The sequence below is a fragment of the Bradyrhizobium sp. 186 genome (assembly GCF_023101685.1).
Lineage (GTDB): Bacteria > Pseudomonadota > Alphaproteobacteria > Rhizobiales > Xanthobacteraceae > Bradyrhizobium.
On sequence record NZ_CP082164.1, the window covers coordinates 5,038,423 to 5,054,734 of the forward strand.

The following is a 16,312-nucleotide window of genomic DNA, read 5'->3' on the forward strand; positions in this document are numbered from 1 at the left end:
GGTTCCACCCCGCAAGCCGCGCCGGGTCAATTCGCGCTGACATTTTTGTCATGTCCGACAAAACACCGCAGGCAGGGATTTCAGCCCCGCCGACTCGCATTTTTTGCGTGTGTTTGCGTTGCGCTCGTCCGTAATTTCACGGTGGCGCGAAGGGTTGTAGGTTACCTCGGACACACCTACCGCCGCAAGGCGGGGACAACCAGGAATGGAATCATCCCGAGTACCACGCTCGCAAGCGCGAAGACGAGCAGCGCGTTGTAGCCGCGGGTCGCGTCGTGGATCAGGCCACCGCTCCAAGAGCCGAACGCCGAGCCCAGCCCGCTGCCAATCGAGATGGTGCCGTAGATGGTCCCGACTCGCTTGCCCCCAAAGATCTTCATCGCGGTCGCCGTGATCAGCGGCCCGCGCGAGCCCATCATGCTGCCGAAGCAGACGACGAAGCCGGTGAGCAGGATGAGGTTTGGAGAATACTGCAACAGCCAGAGCAGGGCGATGCCGAGGATCGAGATCGCGTAGCTCAGCAGCACCGACGGCCGGCGCCCGATCATCCCGTCGAGCGCGGAGACGCCGAGCATGCCGAACACCAGCACGACGCCGGAAAAGCCCCAGGCGGTCGCGGCCTGGAGCGGCGGGAAGCCCGCGTCGATCAGATAGGCCACGATCTGCGCGGCGATCGCATACATTCCGACGGCGGTGAAGAAGAAGGTCGAGAACAGCGCCCAGAAGGCGTGGTGGCGCATCGCGCTCGGCAGCGTCCAGCCGTGATCGACGAAATCCGGATCGGTCTTCTTCGCGACATGCGGCGAGCCCGAGGCGAACAGCCGCCATGGCAGGAGCATGAGGGGCACCAGCAGGACGAGCGCGGCGAAGCCGAACAGCTGGTAGGTTTCGCGCCAGCCGAGATGATCGATCAAAAGCTGCGAGGCCGGCAGCAGCGCCAGCACGCCGCCGCCCATGGCGGAATAGACCACCGCCATCGCGGCCGGCAGCCGCGGCCCGAACCAGCGGCCGAGCAGGATCGAATTCGGCACGTTGCCGATGAAGGCGACGCCGATGCCGACGCACAATCCGATCGAGAGCTGGAATTGCCAGAGCGACTGCGCGCGGCCTGCAATCAGGAAGGCCGAGCCGAGCAGCAAGAGGCCGAGCGCATAGACGATGCGCGGTCCGGAATGATCGAACAGGCGCCCGACCAGCGGCGCGGTCAGTCCGCTGACGAGCCAGGTCAGCGAATAGATCGAGACGACCTGCGCGCGATCCCAGCCGAAGTTTTCCGAGATCGGTTTGAGAAAGACGGTGAAGCTCTCGCTGAGGCCACGGCCAAGCACGGCGAGCGTGAAGCACAGCGCGAGCACCACGAGCGCGGTGCGCACGACGCCCAGCGGCGTCGCCGTTACGCGTTCCTTGGTCGCTTCCTTGGACTGTTCCTTGGGCGTGTTCTGGTCCATCGCCGGTCAGGGAGCGCGCTTCGGCGCGCCCTGACAAGCAGCGAAAAGCTCATACGCCTATGCAGGCTTGATAAGGATATGCTTCTTCTTGCCGAACGACAGTTTGATCACACCTTCCGGCGTCAGATTGGTCGCTGACAGCGCCATCTTCTCGTCGGTGACGGGTTCGTCGTTGACGCGCAGGCCGCCGCCCTTGATCTGGCGCCGTGCCTCGCCATTGGAGGCGACAAGGCCGGCCTTGACGAAGGCGTTGAGCACACCGATGCCGGCGTCCAGCTCGCCGCGCGGAATTTCCACCGTGGGCAGGCTCTCGGCCAGCGCGCCTTCCTCGAAGGTGCGCCGTGCGGTTTCGGCCGCATCGTTGGCGGCATCGCGGCCGTGCAGCAGCGCGGTCGCCTCGGTGGCGAGCACCTTCTTGGCCTCGTTGATCTCCGAGCCCGCGAGCGCCTCAAGCTTCCGGATCTCGCTCATCGGCAGTGTCGTGAACAGCTTCAGGAATTTGCCGACGTCGGCGTCCTCGGTGTTGCGCCAGTACTGCCAGAAATCATACGGCGAGAACTGGTCGGCGTTGAGCCAGACCGCGCCTTGCGCGGTCTTGCCCATCTTGGCGCCTGACGCCGTCGTCAGCAGTGGCGTCGTCAGCGCGAACAGCTGATGCGTGCCCATGCGGCGGCCGAGATCGACGCCCATGATGATGTTGCCCCACTGGTCCGAGCCGCCCATCTGCAAGTGGCAGCCGGTGCGCCTGGCGAGCTCGACGAAGTCGTAGGCCTGGCAGACCATGTAGTTGAACTCGATGAAGCTCATCTCATGTTCGCGCTCGAGCCGCAGCCGTACGGAGTCCATGGTGAGCATGCGGTTGACCGAGAAGTGCCGGCCGACGTCGCGCAGCATCTCGATCCAGTTGAGCTTGGTCAGCCACTCGGCATTGTCGAGCATGATGGCGTCGCTCTTGCCATCGCCATAGCGCAGCACTTTTGCGAACACGCCGCGGATCGAAGCCTTGTTCGCTTCGATCTCGGCGACGGTGCGGATCGCGCGCGTCTCGTCCTTGCCGGAGGGATCGCCGACCATGGTGGTGCCGCCGCCCATCAGCGTGATCGGCTTGTTGCCGGACTGCTGAAACCAGTGCAGCAGCATCATGGTCAGATAGTTGCCGATATGCAGCGAGGGGGCGGTGCAATCGTAGCCGACATAGGCGATCGCCTCGCCCTTGGCGGCGAGCGCATCCAGCCCCTCGAAATCGGAGCATTGGTGGATGAATCCACGTTCCTTTAGGGTATTGAGGAAATCCGATTTAAATGCAGTCATCTGTCGGCATGCCTGATCATTCTTATTTTACGGTCATTGCGGCAAGTTTCGGAACCCGCGCCACCCGGACTGCCGCAAAAATGCGCGCTGTGGCATTATAAGATGTACTTGTTTGATACAAGTCGGGCGTCGGGGCAGGGACGTCGAGGCTGACCCAAGATGATGTTGACGGCACTCGGTTTGATGAGCGGCACCTCGCTTGACGGCGTGGACGTCGCGCTGATCGAAACCGACGGAAAGCAGGTGAAGGCGTTCGGCCCATCCGGCTACCGGCCCTACAGCCCGGCCGAGCGCAATTTGCTGCGCCTGGCGCTCAGCGAGGCCGTGCACCTGCCACAGCGCGATGCCCGGCCGGGGATTTTGGCCGAGGCCGAGCGCGCGGTGACGCTGGCGCATGCCGAGGCGGTGGCCGCGTTCATCGCCCAGAACCGCATGAGGCCGGAGGACATCGACATCGTCGGCTTCCATGGCCAGACCGTGCTGCACCGCCCCGAGAGGCGGCTGACGGTGCAGATCGGCGATGCGCCGGCGCTTGCGAAAGCGATCCATATCCCCGTGATGCATGATTTCCGCGCCGCCGACGTCGCGGCCGGCGGGCAGGGCGCGCCCTTCGTGCCGGTCTACCACCGGGCGCTCGCCCATTCGCTGGAGCGCGAAGGGCCGATCGTCGTGGTCAATATCGGCGGCGTCTCCAACATCACCTATATCGACGGCAACGACACGCTGATCGCCTGCGACACCGGCCCCGGCAACGCCCTGCTCGACGATTTCATGTACCGCACCATGAACCAGGCGTTCGACGCGGAAGGCAAATTCGCCGCGCTCGGAAAGGTCGACGAGGCCTGGATTGCGCGGGCGCTGGAGTTGCCGTTCTTCGCAGCTCCGCCGCCGAAATCGCTCGACCGTAACGATTTTGCCGCGCTGAAGCTCGGCGAGGTGCCGCCGGCCGATGGTGCTGCGACGCTGACCGCCTTCACCGCGGCGGCGATCGCCCGCATCATTTCGCTGTTGCCGCGGCGGCCGCGGAGCTGGATCGTCTGCGGCGGCGGGGCGCGCAATCTCACCATGCTGCGCATGCTCCGGGAGCGGGTGGGATCGGCGACCGTGGAAGCCGCCGAGGTGCTCGGTTGGGCCTCCGACGCCATCGAGGCGCAGGCCTTCGGCTTCCTCGCCGCGCGTGGCCTGAAGGGTCTGCCGCTGTCCTATCCGGCCACCACCGGCGTGCCGATGCCGATGACGGGCGGGGTGATCGCGCGGCCCTGATCTCACATGCGGTTGATGCAGATGCATCGATCTTGACGTGTTCATGCAATTGCATCTATCTTCGGTGCAGTTGTATCCAGCAGCCGGGATCGTCGCCATGACCGCTTCGCTCAAACTGATCAGCCACAAGCTTTGCCCTTACGTTCAGCGCGCGGTGATCGCGCTCAACGAGAAGGGCGTGCCGTTCGAACGGATCGACATCGATCTGGCCAATAAGCCCGACTGGTTCCTCAAGCTCTCGCCGCTCGGCAAGGTGCCGGTGCTGGTGGTGACGACTGACAAGGGCGAGGTCGCGCTGTTCGAGAGCAACGTGATCTGCGAGTACATTGAGGAGACTCAGGCGGGCGCGAAGCTGCATCCTGCCGATGCGCTGACGCGCGCCGAGCACCGCGCCTGGATGGAGTTCGGCTCGGCGATCCTCGGCGATCTCTGGGGACTGGAGACCACGACTGACCCGTCGACGTTCGAAAGCAAGCGCAAGGCGCTCGTCGCGAAGTTCGCGCGGGTCGAGGCCGCGCTAAGCGCAGGCCCATTCTTCGACGGCGATGCGTTCAGCCTGGTTGACGCCGTGTTCGCGCCAATCTTTCGCTATTTCGACGTGTTCGACGAACTGACCGAGCTCGGCATCTTGAGGGATTTGCCGAAGGTGCGGGCGTGGCGATTGGTGCTTGCAAAGCGTCCAAGCGTGCGGTCGGCGGTCGGCGCGGACTATCCGCAATTGCTGCGCGCCTTCCTCGTGCGTCACGACGCGCATCTGCTCAAGCTCGCCGCCTGAGCCAAGCAGATGGCGCCTTCCTTGGCCTAGCTGATGCTTGTGATCGCAGGCGCCCTCAAGCTCGTCTGAGCAGCGCCTTAGCGCACGTTGGCCAGGCGCATGTCGAGATAGCCGGTGATGGTTTCCATCAGCGGCTCGAGCTTGGCGTCGAAGAAGTGGTTGGCGCCAGGGATGACCTGCTGGTCGATCACGATGCCCTTCTGCGTCTTCAGCTTCTCGACCAGCGTGTTGACGTCCTTCGGCGGCACCACCGCATCCTTCTCGCCATGCACGATCAGGCCTGAAGACGGGCAGGGCGCGAGGAAGGAGAAGTCGTAGAGGTTGGCGGGCGGCGCGATCGAGATGAAGCCTTCGACCTCCGGGCGGCGCATCAAAAGCTGCATGCCAATCCAGGCGCCGAAGGAGAAGCCGGCGACCCAGCAGGCGCGCGCCTCGGGATTGATGGTCTGCGCCCAGTCAAGCGCGGAGGCCGCGTCAGACAATTCACCGGTGCCGTGATCGAACGAGCCCTGGCTGCGGCCGACGCCGCGGAAATTGAAACGCAGCACGGAGAAGCCGCGATGCGCGAAGGCGTAGTAGCACTGGTACACGATTTGATGGTTCATCGTGCCGTGAAACTGCGGATGCGGATGCAGGATCATCGCGATCGGCGCATTCTTCTGCTTGGCCGGATGGTAGCGGCCTTCGAGGCGGCCAGCAGGGCCGGTGAAAATAACTTCAGGCATGGATGATCTCTTGATTGATTCCTTGAAGACGTTCCTCAGCAATCAACCGATTGTGCGGACTTCATCGGCTGTTGTGCCGACCAAGCCGCGAATGGAAGGTTGGAGCGGCGCCCTCGGATGATGCGCGAGCGGCGCGCGGCGAACTGACGCGCGCGTTCTAACATGAGGCGAGGGTCAAAAAGCAAGCATCTTGAACATCCCGTAATCGGCTCAAGGTGTTAGCCAGACATCGCGGGTCATGAACGGCGCCGCGCCACCCGGACGGGTACCGCCCGGTCGGCGCGTCGTGCAACCAATTGGAATCACGATGATTTGTCAGCCGGACGATCTCGGCCCGAGTCACTCCGATGTCGTGCGATCGCCCAGCGCGACGACCGAAGACCGGTAGCGCCGGCTCCCCTGAAGCGCTTGGCCGCTGTCAAAGGTGAGCTCGAAATCGCCCGACGGCTTGAGGTCGACGCCGCTCACCCGATCGAGATTGGCTAGCCTGGTGCGGTGAACGCGGACAATGTGGAATCGCGATAACTCGGCCTCGGCCGCCGCCAGCGTCCCCCGGATCAGGTGTTGGGTGCCGTCGGCGAGGCAGTATTCAATGTAGTTGCCGGCCGACGCGACCCATAGAATTTCGCGCGGCGCCACCCGAATGCGGCTTGCGCCATCACGCAGCCAGATCACGTCGGGGGCGGCCGACTGCTGCGGAGCCGCAGATCGGTTCTGGCCGGTCGCTGAAGCCCGCTTCAGGTCACGCCGGCTGTCGAACAACCAGACAGTGGCGCCGATCAGTAAGCAGGTCACGGCATCCTTGCGAAACTCGTACAGCACCGTCGCGAAAGAGAGGTGGAAGTCGTAATAGCCTCCGGCGAGCCAGACTGCGAGTTTCCGGATCCAGACCATCCCGATGATGTGGAAGGTCGAGAACCCCACCAGCGCGCTCGCTCCGATACCGGCTCTTATGGCGAGACCCGGTGTCTGGCGCACCCACCGGACGGCCAACAGCAGGAGTGGAACCGTCAGCAGGATGACAGTGACGCTCGACATCTCCCAAAACAGACGCCGGCCGAGATCGTAGCTCTCGCCGCGCCAAGTGGCGTCTTGCGCGGCGGATAGTCCGTTCACGATTCCGGTCGCGAGCGAGACGGCTGCAATCGCGCCAAAAATCGCCCAATCGCTGCCGCTGATCCCGCGAAGTCCGCCATTCGTCCCAGCCGGCAGCGTCTCGTCCCCTGCTGTCCGGTCCTGATCCCAAACCGGCTCGACGCGCTCCGTTTCGCGGGCATTTTGGGTGTCAGCCATGGCCAAAGAACCGTGCTTGGCGTCCCGTCAAGGAGCAGGAAACCATGTCGACGTCAGACAAATACTCGACCTCGGAACGGCGCATCGATCTCGACTGGGTGCGGATTGGAGCCTTCGGGCTGCTGATCTTCTACCACGTCGGCATGCTCTACGTGTCCTGGGGGTTTCACATCAAGAGTGTGTACAGCCTGACCTGGCTTGAGCCACTGATGCTGTTCCTCAATCCGTGGCGGCTCTCACTCTTGTTTCTGGTTTCCGGTGTCGCCACCCGTTTCATGCTCGGCAAGTACCGGCTCGACTCGTTCGTACGCGCGCGATCGGCAAGGCTGCTTGTCCCCCTTATCTTCGGCATGTTTGTGATCGTGCCGCTGCAGTCCTATGAACAGATCGTCGAGAGTCTTGGCTATCCCGCGGGCTTCACGGACTTTTACCTGCGCCATTACCTTGCTTTCGGGTCGCAGTTTTGTCCGAGCCCCTGTATCGTGCTGCCGACCTGGAACCACCTCTGGTTCGTTGTCTATCTATGGGCCTACACATTGGCGTTGGTCGTCGTACTGGCGCTTTGGCCGTTCCTCGCCGATTGGCTGGATCGGAATCTTGCTTCTGTGCTTGCCGGACCTGGGCTCCTGATCCTGCCGTGCCTGCTGTTTGCGGCCGGGCGCGTGTTCCTGTTTCCGGTCTTTCCGTCCACGCATGCGCTGTTCGGCGACTGGTACAACCATGCGGACTATGCGACGGCCTTCCTGATCGGCTTCCTGCTCGCGAGACGGGGAGACATCTGGTGCGACGTCGAGCGCAGGCGTTGGACGGCGCTGATGGCCGCGACCGCTTGCTTCATCGCCTTTATGCTGGTTCGCGCCGGTCTGTTCGCGCCGTCGCCGGTTCTGAGATGGTTCGCCGGAACGGTCTATGGCAGCTATCAGTGGCTTGGGATGGTCGCGGTGCTTGGTTTCGCGCGGCGCCACTTTACGGCGGACGGACCGGTGCGCCGCTATTTCACAGATGCGATCTTTCCCTATTACATCGTGCATCAGACCGCGATCATCATGATTGCGCACGGCTTGCGCGGCAGCGGCCTCTCGGCCGGAGTAGAGGCCTGCATTGTGATCGCGGGCACGGTGCTCACATGTGTGGTCACCTACGAGATCGTGCGGCGGATCGACTGGCTGCGGCCCTTGTTCGGATTGCGCAGGGAGGCATCAACGCCCGCCAAGCCGATCCCGCAACCGGCCTGATGCGCCGCGGTTCCAAGTTGCCCGGTGGCAAAAGGTGGTAAGAGGGCGGCATGCCGAGCCGCGTCTATCTCGACTGGAATGCGACCACGCCGCTCCGGACCGAAGCCCGGACGGCGATGCTCGCCGCCTGGGACCTGGTCGGCAATCCGTCTTCGGTCCATGCCGAAGGGCGGGAGGCGCGGCGGCTGGTCGAGGAAGCGCGTGCTGCGCTTGCGGCAGCAGTGGGCGCGCTGCCACGGAACGTCGTCTTCACTTCCGCCGGAACCGAGGCCAATGCGCTGGCGCTGTCGCCCGGCCTGCGAGGTTCCTCCGGCGGACCGGTAGAACGGCTTTTGGTCTCCGCGATCGAGCACGCCTCAGTGCTCGCCGGCGGCCGGTTCCAGGCCGATGCGATTGGTCAGATCCGGGTCACAGGCTCAGGCGTCGTCGATCACGACCATCTCAGGGCGCTGCTCGACGACGGCCCGCCGGCGCTGGTCTCCATCATGGCGGCCAACAACGAGACCGGCGCAGTCCAGCCGGTCGCAGAGGCGGCCCGGATCGTTCACGAGGCTGGCGGCCTGCTGCATGTCGACGCGATCCAGGCATTGGGAAAAATCCCATTCGATATCAAGACCGCGGGAGCGGACCTTGCGACCTTTTCTGCGCACAAGATCGGTGGCCCCAAGGGAATCGGTGCGCTGGTCGTGGCGGAGGGGCTTGCCGGTCTGCAACCGGTGCTGCGGGGCGGCGGACAGGAGCTCGGCCGGCGGGCGGGAACCGAGAGTGTCGCGGGCATCGCCGGTTTTGGCGCGGCGGCGAAAGCGGCGCTTCAGGCTCTGCCGGAGGATGCGGAGCGGATGGCAACCCTCAGAGATCGCTTGGAAAATGGTATCCGCGCAATCGCCGGCGCGACGATCTTCTCGGATGGCACAAAGCGGTTGCCTAATACCGTTCTCTTCACCGCGCCGGGGCTGAAGGCCGAGACCGCCGTGATCGGCTTCGACCTCGAAGGGGTCGCGGTTTCCTCCGGCTCGGCGTGTTCCTCGGGGAAAGTCCAGCCGTCCCACGTGCTGTCGGCAATGGGGTATGATCCCACAGTCGCCCAGGGAGCGGTGCGTCTCAGTCTGGGCTGGTCCACGGGACCAGAGGACATCAATGTGGCGTTAGAGGCTTGGCGAAAGCTCGGTAATAACCTACTTAAGGGCTAAGCGACGAAACACAGCTTGAATGGTTCTAAGCGCGTGCTTTCCGCCAAGAAACATCGTAATAGTCGACCGAGTTTGATCCACCGCGGTCCTTGAAACCGCGAGCGGAGGATGGAATGCCAGCCGTACAAGAGACGGTCGAGCGCGTGAAGCGTATCGACGTCGACCAATATCGTTATGGGTTTGAGACCCTGATCGAGTCCGACAAGGCCCCCAAGGGGCTGTCGGAAGAGACCGTCAAGTTCATCTCTGAGAAGAAGAACGAGCCCGCCTGGATGCTCCAGTGGCGGCTTGAGGCCTATCGGCGCTGGCTGACCATGACCGAGCCGACCTGGGCGCGCGTCGACTATCCCAAGATCGACTTCCAGGATCTCTACTATTACGCGGCGCCGAAGCCGAAGAAGACGATCACCTCGCTCGACGAGATCGATCCCGAGATCCTCAAGACCTACGAGAAGCTCGGCATTCCCCTGCGCGAAGTCGCGATGCTGGAAGGCGTCGAGCCCAAGCCCGGCGAGGAAGACCCGGCCCAGCGCAAGATCGCCGTCGACGCAGTCTTCGATTCGGTCTCGGTTGCGACCACGTTCAAGGCAGAGCTGAAGAAGGCCGGCGTGATCTTCATGCCGATCTCGGAGGCGATCCGCGAGCATCCGGAGCTGGTGCAGAAGTATCTCGGCTCCGTGGTGCCGACCTCCGACAATTTCTACGCGACGCTGAACTCGGCGGTGTTCTCGGACGGCTCGTTCGTCTACGTGCCGCCGGGCGTGCGCTGCCCGATGGAGCTGTCGACCTATTTCCGCATCAACGAGCGCAACACCGGCCAGTTCGAGCGCACGCTGATCATCGCCGACAAGGGCTCGTACGTCAGCTATCTCGAAGGCTGCACCGCGCCGCAGCGCGACGAGAACCAGTTGCATGCCGCCGTGGTCGAGCTCGTCGCGCACGATGACGCCGAGATCAAATATTCGACGGTGCAGAACTGGTATCCCGGCAATTCGGAAGGCAAGGGCGGCATCTACAATTTCGTCACCAAGCGTGGCGACTGCCGCGGCGCCCACTCCAAGATCTCCTGGACCCAGGTCGAGACCGGTTCGGCCATCACCTGGAAGTATCCGAGCTGCATTCTGCGCGGCGACAATTCGCGCGGCGAGTTCTACTCGATCGCGATCTCGAACGGCTATCAGCAGGTCGACAGCGGCACCAAGATGATCCATCTCGGCAAGAACACGTCGAGCCGGATCATCTCCAAGGGCATTGCGGCCGGCAAGTCGCAGAACACCTATCGTGGGCTCGTGACGGCGCATCGCAAGGCGACCGGCGCGCGTAACTTCACCGCCTGTGACTCCTTGTTGATCGGCGACAAATGCGGCGCGCACACCGTGCCGTACATCGAGGCCAAGAACTCCTCGGCGACGTTCGAGCACGAGGCGACGACCTCAAAAATCTCCGAGGACGTGCTGTTCTACTGCGTCCAGCGCGGCCTTTCGCAGGAAGAAGCCGTCGGCCTCGTCGTCAACGGTTTCGTCAAGGACGTGCTTCAGCAGCTCCCGATGGAGTTCGCGGTGGAAGCGCAGAAGCTAATCTCGATCTCGCTCGAAGGATCGGTCGGATAATTCGGACATCATCCTGAGGAGGCCGCGGAAAGCGGCCGTCTCGAAGGATGGACGCCGGAATGATTGTTGGCCTTATCCTTCGAGACGCGCCTATGGCGCTCCCTGGGACGAGGGGATAGATGGAACAAGATGATGGCTTTGCTTGAAGTGAAAGACCTGAAGGTTCGTGTCGAGGAGCGTGAGATCCTTCATGGGCTGACGCTGACCGTGAACGAGGGGCAGGTGCATGCGATCATGGGGCCGAACGGCTCCGGCAAGTCGACGCTCTCCCACGTCATCGCCGGCAAGCCTGGCTACGAGGTCACCGGCGGCCAGATCCTGTTCAAGGGTGAGGACCTCCTCGAGATGGACCCGGACGAGCGCGCCGCGAAGGGCGTGTTCCTGGCGTTCCAGTATCCGGTCGAGATTCCCGGCGTCGCCACCATGACCTTCCTGCGCACTGCGCTCAACGCGCAGCGCAAGGCGCGCGGTGAGAGCGAATATTCGACGCCGGACTTTCTCAAGAAGGTCCGCGAAGTCACGAAGTCGCTGAACATCCCGCAGGACATGCTCAAGCGCGGCGTCAATGTCGGCTTCTCCGGCGGCGAGAAGAAGCGCAACGAGGTGCTCCAGATGGCGCTGTTCGAGCCGAGCCTGTGCATCCTCGACGAGATGGATTCCGGCCTCGACATCGACGCGCTGCGCATCGCGGCCGACGGCGTCAACGCGCTGCGCTCGCCCAAGCGGGCGATGGTCGTGATCACCCACTATCAGCGGCTGCTCAACTACATCGTGCCCGACGTCGTGCACGTGATGTCGAAGGGCCGCGTCGTGAAGAGCGGCGGCAAGGAGCTGGCGCTGGAGCTGGAAGCATCCGGCTACGCCCAGTTCGAGGACGCCGCGTAAGGATTGTTTGTGATGAACGTTGCTGTGGCAAAGACCGGGAATGGCCGCGCGGTGAGCGATCTGTTCGCCAGCGCCGAAGGCCGGCTGCCGGGTTCGCCGGGGGTGATCGCGGTACGCCGCGAGGCGTTCGAGACCTACGAGCGTCTCGGCCTGCCGCACCGCCGGATCGAGGAATGGAAATACACCGACCTGCGCGCGCTGGTCGGCGAGGTGCTGCCGCTGGTCGCTGCGCCAGATGCGGCCGCGCTGTCGCGCGCGGCAGAAGCTGTGAAGGCAAATGCGATCGAGGGCGCCCGCAAGCTGGTGCTGGTCGATGGCGTGTTCGCGGCTGATCTCTCCGACGGGAAGGCGCTCGCCTCCGAGGTGGGCTTCAAGACGTTGCGGGCGACGCTGGAGAAGGATGCCGGGCTTCTGAAGACGGCGGCCACTGATGCCGTGATCTCGCTGAACGCGGCGATGGCGACCGACGGCGTCGTGCTGTCGATTGCCGACGGCTCGCAGCTGTCGGCGCCGATCCAGATCATTCATGTCGCGACCGCGGCCTCGGCGTCGGCCTTCACCCGCTCGCAGGTCGCGATCGGGAAGGGTGTTCGCGCCACGATCATCGAGAGTTTTGTGTCGGCCGGTGCCAAGTCCTACCAGGTCAACGACGCCGTGCTTGTGACGGTCGGCGATAACGCCGATGTCGCGCACATCCGCCTGATGGACGATGCGCCTGACGCGGTGAACATCACTTCGCAATTCGTCACCGTCGGCGCCAACACCAAGGTTAACTTCTTCAATATGACAACCGGCGCCGCCGTCAGCCGGCTCCAGGGCTTCATCACGTTTGCAGGCGAGGGCAGCGAGCTCTCGATCAATGGCGTAAACCTCTTGCAGAAGACCGAGCATGGCGACACCACGCTGGTCGTCGACCATGCCGTGCCGAACTGCGTCAGCCGCGAGATATTCCGCGCGGTGATCGACGATCGCGCCCATTCGGTGTTCCAGGGCCGCATCATCGTTCGTCCCGACGCGCAGAAGACCGATGGCAAGATGATGATTCGCGCGCTACTGCTCTCCGACGAAGCGGAAGCCGACAACAAGCCCGAGCTCGAGATCTTTGCCGACGACGTCTCCTGCGGCCACGGCGCCACCGCCGGCGCGCTCGACGACAACCTGTTGTTCTATCTGAAGGCGCGCGGCCTGCCGGAGAAGCAGGCCCAGGCACTGCTGATCCAGGCCTTCGTCGGCGAGGCAATCGAGCAGATCGCCGATGATGACTTGCGTGAACACGTGATCGGCATTGCCGAGCGCTGGCTGGAGCGGCGGTCATGAGCACGCATCCGGCGGTTTCTAACGGCTCCTACGACGTCGCGCGCGTGCGCCAGGATTTTCCGGCGCTGGCCATGCAGGTCTACGGCAAGCCGCTGGTCTATCTCGACAACGCGGCCTCGGCGCAGAAGCCGCAGTCGGTGCTCGACCGCATGACGCAGGCCTACACGTCCGAATACGCCAACGTGCATCGCGGCCTGCATTATCTCGCTAACGCCGCGACCGAAGCCTATGAGGGCGGCCGCACCAAGGTGGCGCAGTTTATCAATGCCCCCCGCACCGAGGAAGTGATCTTCACCCGCAACGCGACGGAGGCGATCAACCTCGTCGCCTCGTCCTGGGGCGAACCGAACATCAAAGCCGGCGATGAGATCGTCATCTCGATCATGGAGCATCACTCCAACATCGTGCCATGGCACTTCTTGCGGGAACGCCATGGCGCCGTGATCAAATGGGCGCCGGTCGACGACGAGGGCAACTTCCTCATCGACGAGTTCGAGAAGCTCTTGACCGCGAAGACCAAGCTGGTCGCGATCACGCAGATGTCGAATGCGCTCGGCACTATCGTGCCGGTCAAGGATGTCGTGAAGATCGCTCACGCCCGCGGCATTCCTGTGCTGGTCGACGGCAGCCAGGGCGCGGTGCATCTGCCGATTGACGTCCAGGACATCGGCTGCGACTTCTACGTCTTCACCGGCCACAAGGTCTATGGTCCCACCGGCATCGGCGTGCTCTGGGCCAAGTACGACCACCTCGTCGCGATGCGCCCCTACAATGGCGGCGGCGAGATGATCCGCGAGGTCTCGCGCGATGTGGTCACCTATGGCGATCCCCCGCACAAGTTCGAGGCGGGCACGCCGGCAATCGTCGAGGCGGTCGGCATCGGCGCCGCCATCGACTACGTCAATTCGATCGGCAAGGAGCGTATCGCCGCGCACGAGCACGATCTCGTCACATACGCCCAGGACCGCCTGCGCGAGATCAACTCGCTGCGGCTGATCGGCACCGCCCGCGGCAAGGGCCCGGTGATCTCCTTCGAGCTCAAGGGCGCGCATGCCCACGATGTCGCCACCGTGATCGACCGCCAGGGCATCGCGGTGCGCGCCGGCACCCATTGCGTGATGCCGCTTTTAGAGCGGTTCAACGTGACCGCCACATGCCGGGCGTCGTTCGGCATGTATAATACGCGGGAAGAAGTCGATCATCTGGTTCAGGCGCTTTTGAAGGCGCGGGATTTGTTCGCATGAGTGACACGGCCGAAGTCAAAGCCAATCCGATGGAAACCCAGTCGGCGCTGCCGCCGGAGGAGACCGAGCGTCTCACCACCGAGATCATCGCCGGGCTCAAGACCGTGTTCGACCCGGAAATTCCGGCCGACATCTACGAGCTCGGCCTGATCTACAAGGTCGAGATCAAGGACGACCGTTCCGTCGACGTGCAGATGACATTGACGACGCCGAATTGCCCGGCCGCCGGCGAGCTGCCGACCATGGTCGAGAACGCGGTCGCCAGCGTCCCCGGCGTCGGCGTGGTCGACGTCAAGGTCATCTGGGAGCCGCCCTGGTCGCCGGAACGCATGAGCGACGAGGCCCGCCTCGTGCTTAACATGTGGTAACGTTGACGCACTGGCTTTGCAGAATTGGCATTGAATTCGCTCCGCAACGGACCACATTACTGACATGACCCAAATATCGTCAGGCTCGACACCAGCATCCACACCCAAGCCGCGGCGGCCGCGCCCGCAGGTGATGCGACTGACGGATGCCGCTGCCCAGCGCATCAGCGAACTGACCCGGCGCGCCGATTCCGAGATCGTGGGCCTGCGTGTCGGCGTGAAGAACGGCGGCTGCGCCGGCCAGTCCTATACGGTCGAATACGCCCATGATATCCGCCCGACCGACGAGGTCGTCGAGGACAAGGGCGTCAAGATCCTGATCGATCCCAAGGCCGTGCTGTTCCTGCTCGGCACCGAGATGGACTACAAGGCCGACAAGATGCAGGCCCAGTTCGTCTTCAACAATCCCAACCAGATCTCCGCCTGCGGCTGCGGCGAATCGGTCGAGCTGCGGCCGGCCAAGATCGACGGGTAGGCCAACTCACTGCTGTCGTCCTGGCTTTCGCCAGGACGACCATGGGGAGGCATGTGGGCTATGGACCGCGAATTCCTGATCGACCTGTTCGCCGATTTCGGCCCCGTCACCATCCGAAAAATGTTCTCCGGCTACGGCATCTCCGCCAACGGCACTAATTTCGCGTTGGCCTTGCGCGCTGGCCTGTTCTTTCGCGCCGACGAGCACACGATCCCAGACTACGAGGCCGAAGGCTCAAAGCCGTTCCAGTACCAGACCCGCGCCAAGACGGTCACGGTGAACTCCTACTGGCAATTGCCCGCGCGCCTGTTCGACGAATCCGAGGAGCTTGCGCAATGGGCGAGGACGGCGCTCGCCGCGGCCCAGCGTGCCAAGGTGAAGAAACGGCCGAAGAAGACGTCGAAGAAGGTGGCGAGCAAGCCGACGAAGAAGGCTACCATACCTGCGAAAGCGCCGAAGAAGAAGGTGAGCAAGAAGAGCCCGATTCGGAAGCACGCCAGGCGAGGGGACTAGGCTCCGTCCGCGGCCTTTGTCAGGCCAACCCTCATATCTTTGGCCATGTAAACGCAGATGCCGTCAGCAAGTACGCGCCCGTCAGCAAATCCCAGAACCAGCCTGCCGCGCCTCACTTGGCGCATGGCGACCTCGTAGCGCACGCATCGTGTGTCCGGTGTGACGGAGCCCGTGAACTCCACCTCGCCGACGCCGATGGCGCGGCCCTTGCCCGGCGAGCCCGACCAGCCGAGCCAATAGCCGATCATCTGCCACATGGCGTCCAGCCCGAGAGATGCCGGCATCATGGCATCGCCGCAAAAGTGGCAATCGAAGAACCAGTGCCCCGGCGCGATGTCCAGCTCGCCGACGATGTGGCCCTTGCCAAACTCGCCCCCGTCCAGGCTGATCTCAGTGATGCGGTCCATCATGAGCATCGGCGGTGCCGGCAATTGCGCGTTGCCCGGGCCGAAATAGCCGCCTTCGCTCGATCTCAGCAGGTCGTCCTTCGAGTAGGACGATTGTGGGTCGTGAAAATCATGTGGGTTGGGCAAGGCGACAGGACCTATATGCTAGTGGTCAGGCGCAGTACGGTGGCGACGCAGATCCAGATGTCGGTCGTCCCTGAGAATGTCAAGCGCCGCTGCGTGACGTGCAATGCACGAGCCTCTCCATGAACAC

General features: G+C 63.5%; 16 protein-coding genes. 11 read left to right on the plus strand and 5 right to left on the minus strand.

All coding sequences use genetic code 11. The features are described 5' to 3' along the window. Nucleotides 1–176: 176 nt before the first annotated feature. Entirely contained in the window at nucleotides 177–1,448 is a 1,272-nt protein-coding gene (locus tag IVB18_RS24065) for an MFS transporter (protein WP_247991388.1), read from the minus strand. Nucleotides 1,449–1,505: 57 nt separating this feature from the next. After that, nucleotides 1,506–2,759, minus strand: coding sequence for a tyrosine--tRNA ligase (gene tyrS / locus IVB18_RS24070; RefSeq protein ID WP_247991389.1), 1,254 nt, complete (start codon nucleotides 2,757–2,759; stop codon nucleotides 1,506–1,508). 159 nt (nucleotides 2,760–2,918) lie between these two features. On the opposite strand from tyrS, the gene IVB18_RS24075 reads away from it, so the two are divergent. Both IVB18_RS24075 and IVB18_RS24080 read left to right on the plus strand, forming a co-directional pair. Beyond that, entirely contained in the window at nucleotides 2,919–4,022 is a 1,104-nt protein-coding gene (locus IVB18_RS24075) for an anhydro-N-acetylmuramic acid kinase (protein WP_247991390.1), read from the plus strand. Between the two features lie 97 nt (nucleotides 4,023–4,119). Then, on the plus strand, nucleotides 4,120–4,797 hold the full coding sequence (locus tag IVB18_RS24080; RefSeq protein ID WP_247991391.1) for a glutathione S-transferase family protein: 678 nt from the start codon (nucleotides 4,120–4,122) through the stop codon (nucleotides 4,795–4,797). Between the two features lie 77 nt (nucleotides 4,798–4,874). On the opposite strand, the gene IVB18_RS24085 is transcribed toward IVB18_RS24080, so the two are convergent. Both IVB18_RS24085 and IVB18_RS24090 read right to left on the minus strand, forming a co-directional pair. Beyond that, the gene (locus tag IVB18_RS24085) at nucleotides 4,875–5,522 is read right to left on the minus strand and encodes an alpha/beta hydrolase (protein WP_247991392.1); all 648 of its coding nucleotides are present in this window, start codon (nucleotides 5,520–5,522) and stop codon (nucleotides 4,875–4,877) included. Nucleotides 5,523–5,861: 339 nt separating this feature from the next. Continuing rightward, nucleotides 5,862–6,815 (minus strand): LytTR family DNA-binding domain-containing protein, encoded by a 954-nt coding sequence (locus IVB18_RS24090; protein WP_247991393.1) that lies wholly within the window; start codon nucleotides 6,813–6,815, stop codon nucleotides 5,862–5,864. 44 nt (nucleotides 6,816–6,859) lie between these two features. Between IVB18_RS24090 and IVB18_RS24095 the strand changes: the two genes are divergently transcribed. The 9 genes from IVB18_RS24095 (at nucleotide 6,860) to IVB18_RS24135 (ending at nucleotide 15,652) form a co-directional block, all read left to right on the plus strand. Next, on the plus strand, nucleotides 6,860–8,050 hold the full coding sequence (locus tag IVB18_RS24095) for an acyltransferase family protein (RefSeq protein ID WP_247991394.1): 1,191 nt from the start codon (nucleotides 6,860–6,862) through the stop codon (nucleotides 8,048–8,050). A gap of 50 nt (nucleotides 8,051–8,100) precedes the next feature. Next, on the plus strand, nucleotides 8,101–9,240 hold the full coding sequence (locus IVB18_RS24100) for a cysteine desulfurase family protein (protein WP_247991395.1): 1,140 nt from the start codon (nucleotides 8,101–8,103) through the stop codon (nucleotides 9,238–9,240). A gap of 113 nt (nucleotides 9,241–9,353) precedes the next feature. Next, nucleotides 9,354–10,850 carry a Fe-S cluster assembly protein SufB gene (sufB, locus tag IVB18_RS24105; RefSeq protein ID WP_247991396.1) on the plus strand — a complete coding sequence of 499 codons (1,497 nt, stop codon included), beginning with the start codon at nucleotides 9,354–9,356 and terminating at the stop codon, nucleotides 10,848–10,850. Nucleotides 10,851–10,982: 132 nt separating this feature from the next. Then, nucleotides 10,983–11,735, plus strand: coding sequence for a Fe-S cluster assembly ATPase SufC (gene sufC, locus IVB18_RS24110; protein ID WP_247991397.1), 753 nt, complete (start codon nucleotides 10,983–10,985; stop codon nucleotides 11,733–11,735). A gap of 12 nt (nucleotides 11,736–11,747) precedes the next feature. Continuing rightward, nucleotides 11,748–13,052, plus strand: a complete 1,305-nt coding sequence (gene sufD, locus IVB18_RS24115; RefSeq protein WP_247991398.1) for a Fe-S cluster assembly protein SufD — start codon at nucleotides 11,748–11,750, stop codon at nucleotides 13,050–13,052. Continuing rightward, entirely contained in the window at nucleotides 13,049–14,296 is a 1,248-nt protein-coding gene (locus IVB18_RS24120) for a cysteine desulfurase (RefSeq protein WP_247991399.1), read from the plus strand. Before sufD ends, IVB18_RS24120 begins: the two co-directional genes overlap by 4 nt. Next, a complete protein-coding gene (locus IVB18_RS24125; RefSeq protein ID WP_247991400.1) occupies nucleotides 14,293–14,664 on the plus strand; it encodes an SUF system Fe-S cluster assembly protein in 372 nt (123 codons plus the stop codon). The genes IVB18_RS24120 and IVB18_RS24125 overlap by 4 nt, the downstream gene beginning before the upstream one ends. Before the next feature lie 64 nt (nucleotides 14,665–14,728). Then, complete coding sequence (locus IVB18_RS24130; protein WP_247991401.1) at nucleotides 14,729–15,139, plus strand: iron-sulfur cluster assembly accessory protein; 411 nt, start codon at nucleotides 14,729–14,731, stop codon at nucleotides 15,137–15,139. Nucleotides 15,140–15,199: 60 nt separating this feature from the next. Then, nucleotides 15,200–15,652, plus strand: a complete 453-nt coding sequence (locus IVB18_RS24135; RefSeq protein WP_247991402.1) for a TfoX/Sxy family protein — start codon at nucleotides 15,200–15,202, stop codon at nucleotides 15,650–15,652. On the opposite strand, the gene fabA is transcribed toward IVB18_RS24135, so the two are convergent. After that, nucleotides 15,649–16,185 carry a bifunctional 3-hydroxydecanoyl-ACP dehydratase/trans-2-decenoyl-ACP isomerase gene (gene fabA, locus IVB18_RS24140; protein ID WP_247991403.1) on the minus strand — a complete coding sequence of 179 codons (537 nt, stop codon included), beginning with the start codon at nucleotides 16,183–16,185 and terminating at the stop codon, nucleotides 15,649–15,651. The two genes, IVB18_RS24135 and fabA, sit on opposite strands and share 4 nt — an antisense overlap. Nucleotides 16,186–16,312: the final 127 nt, after the last annotated feature.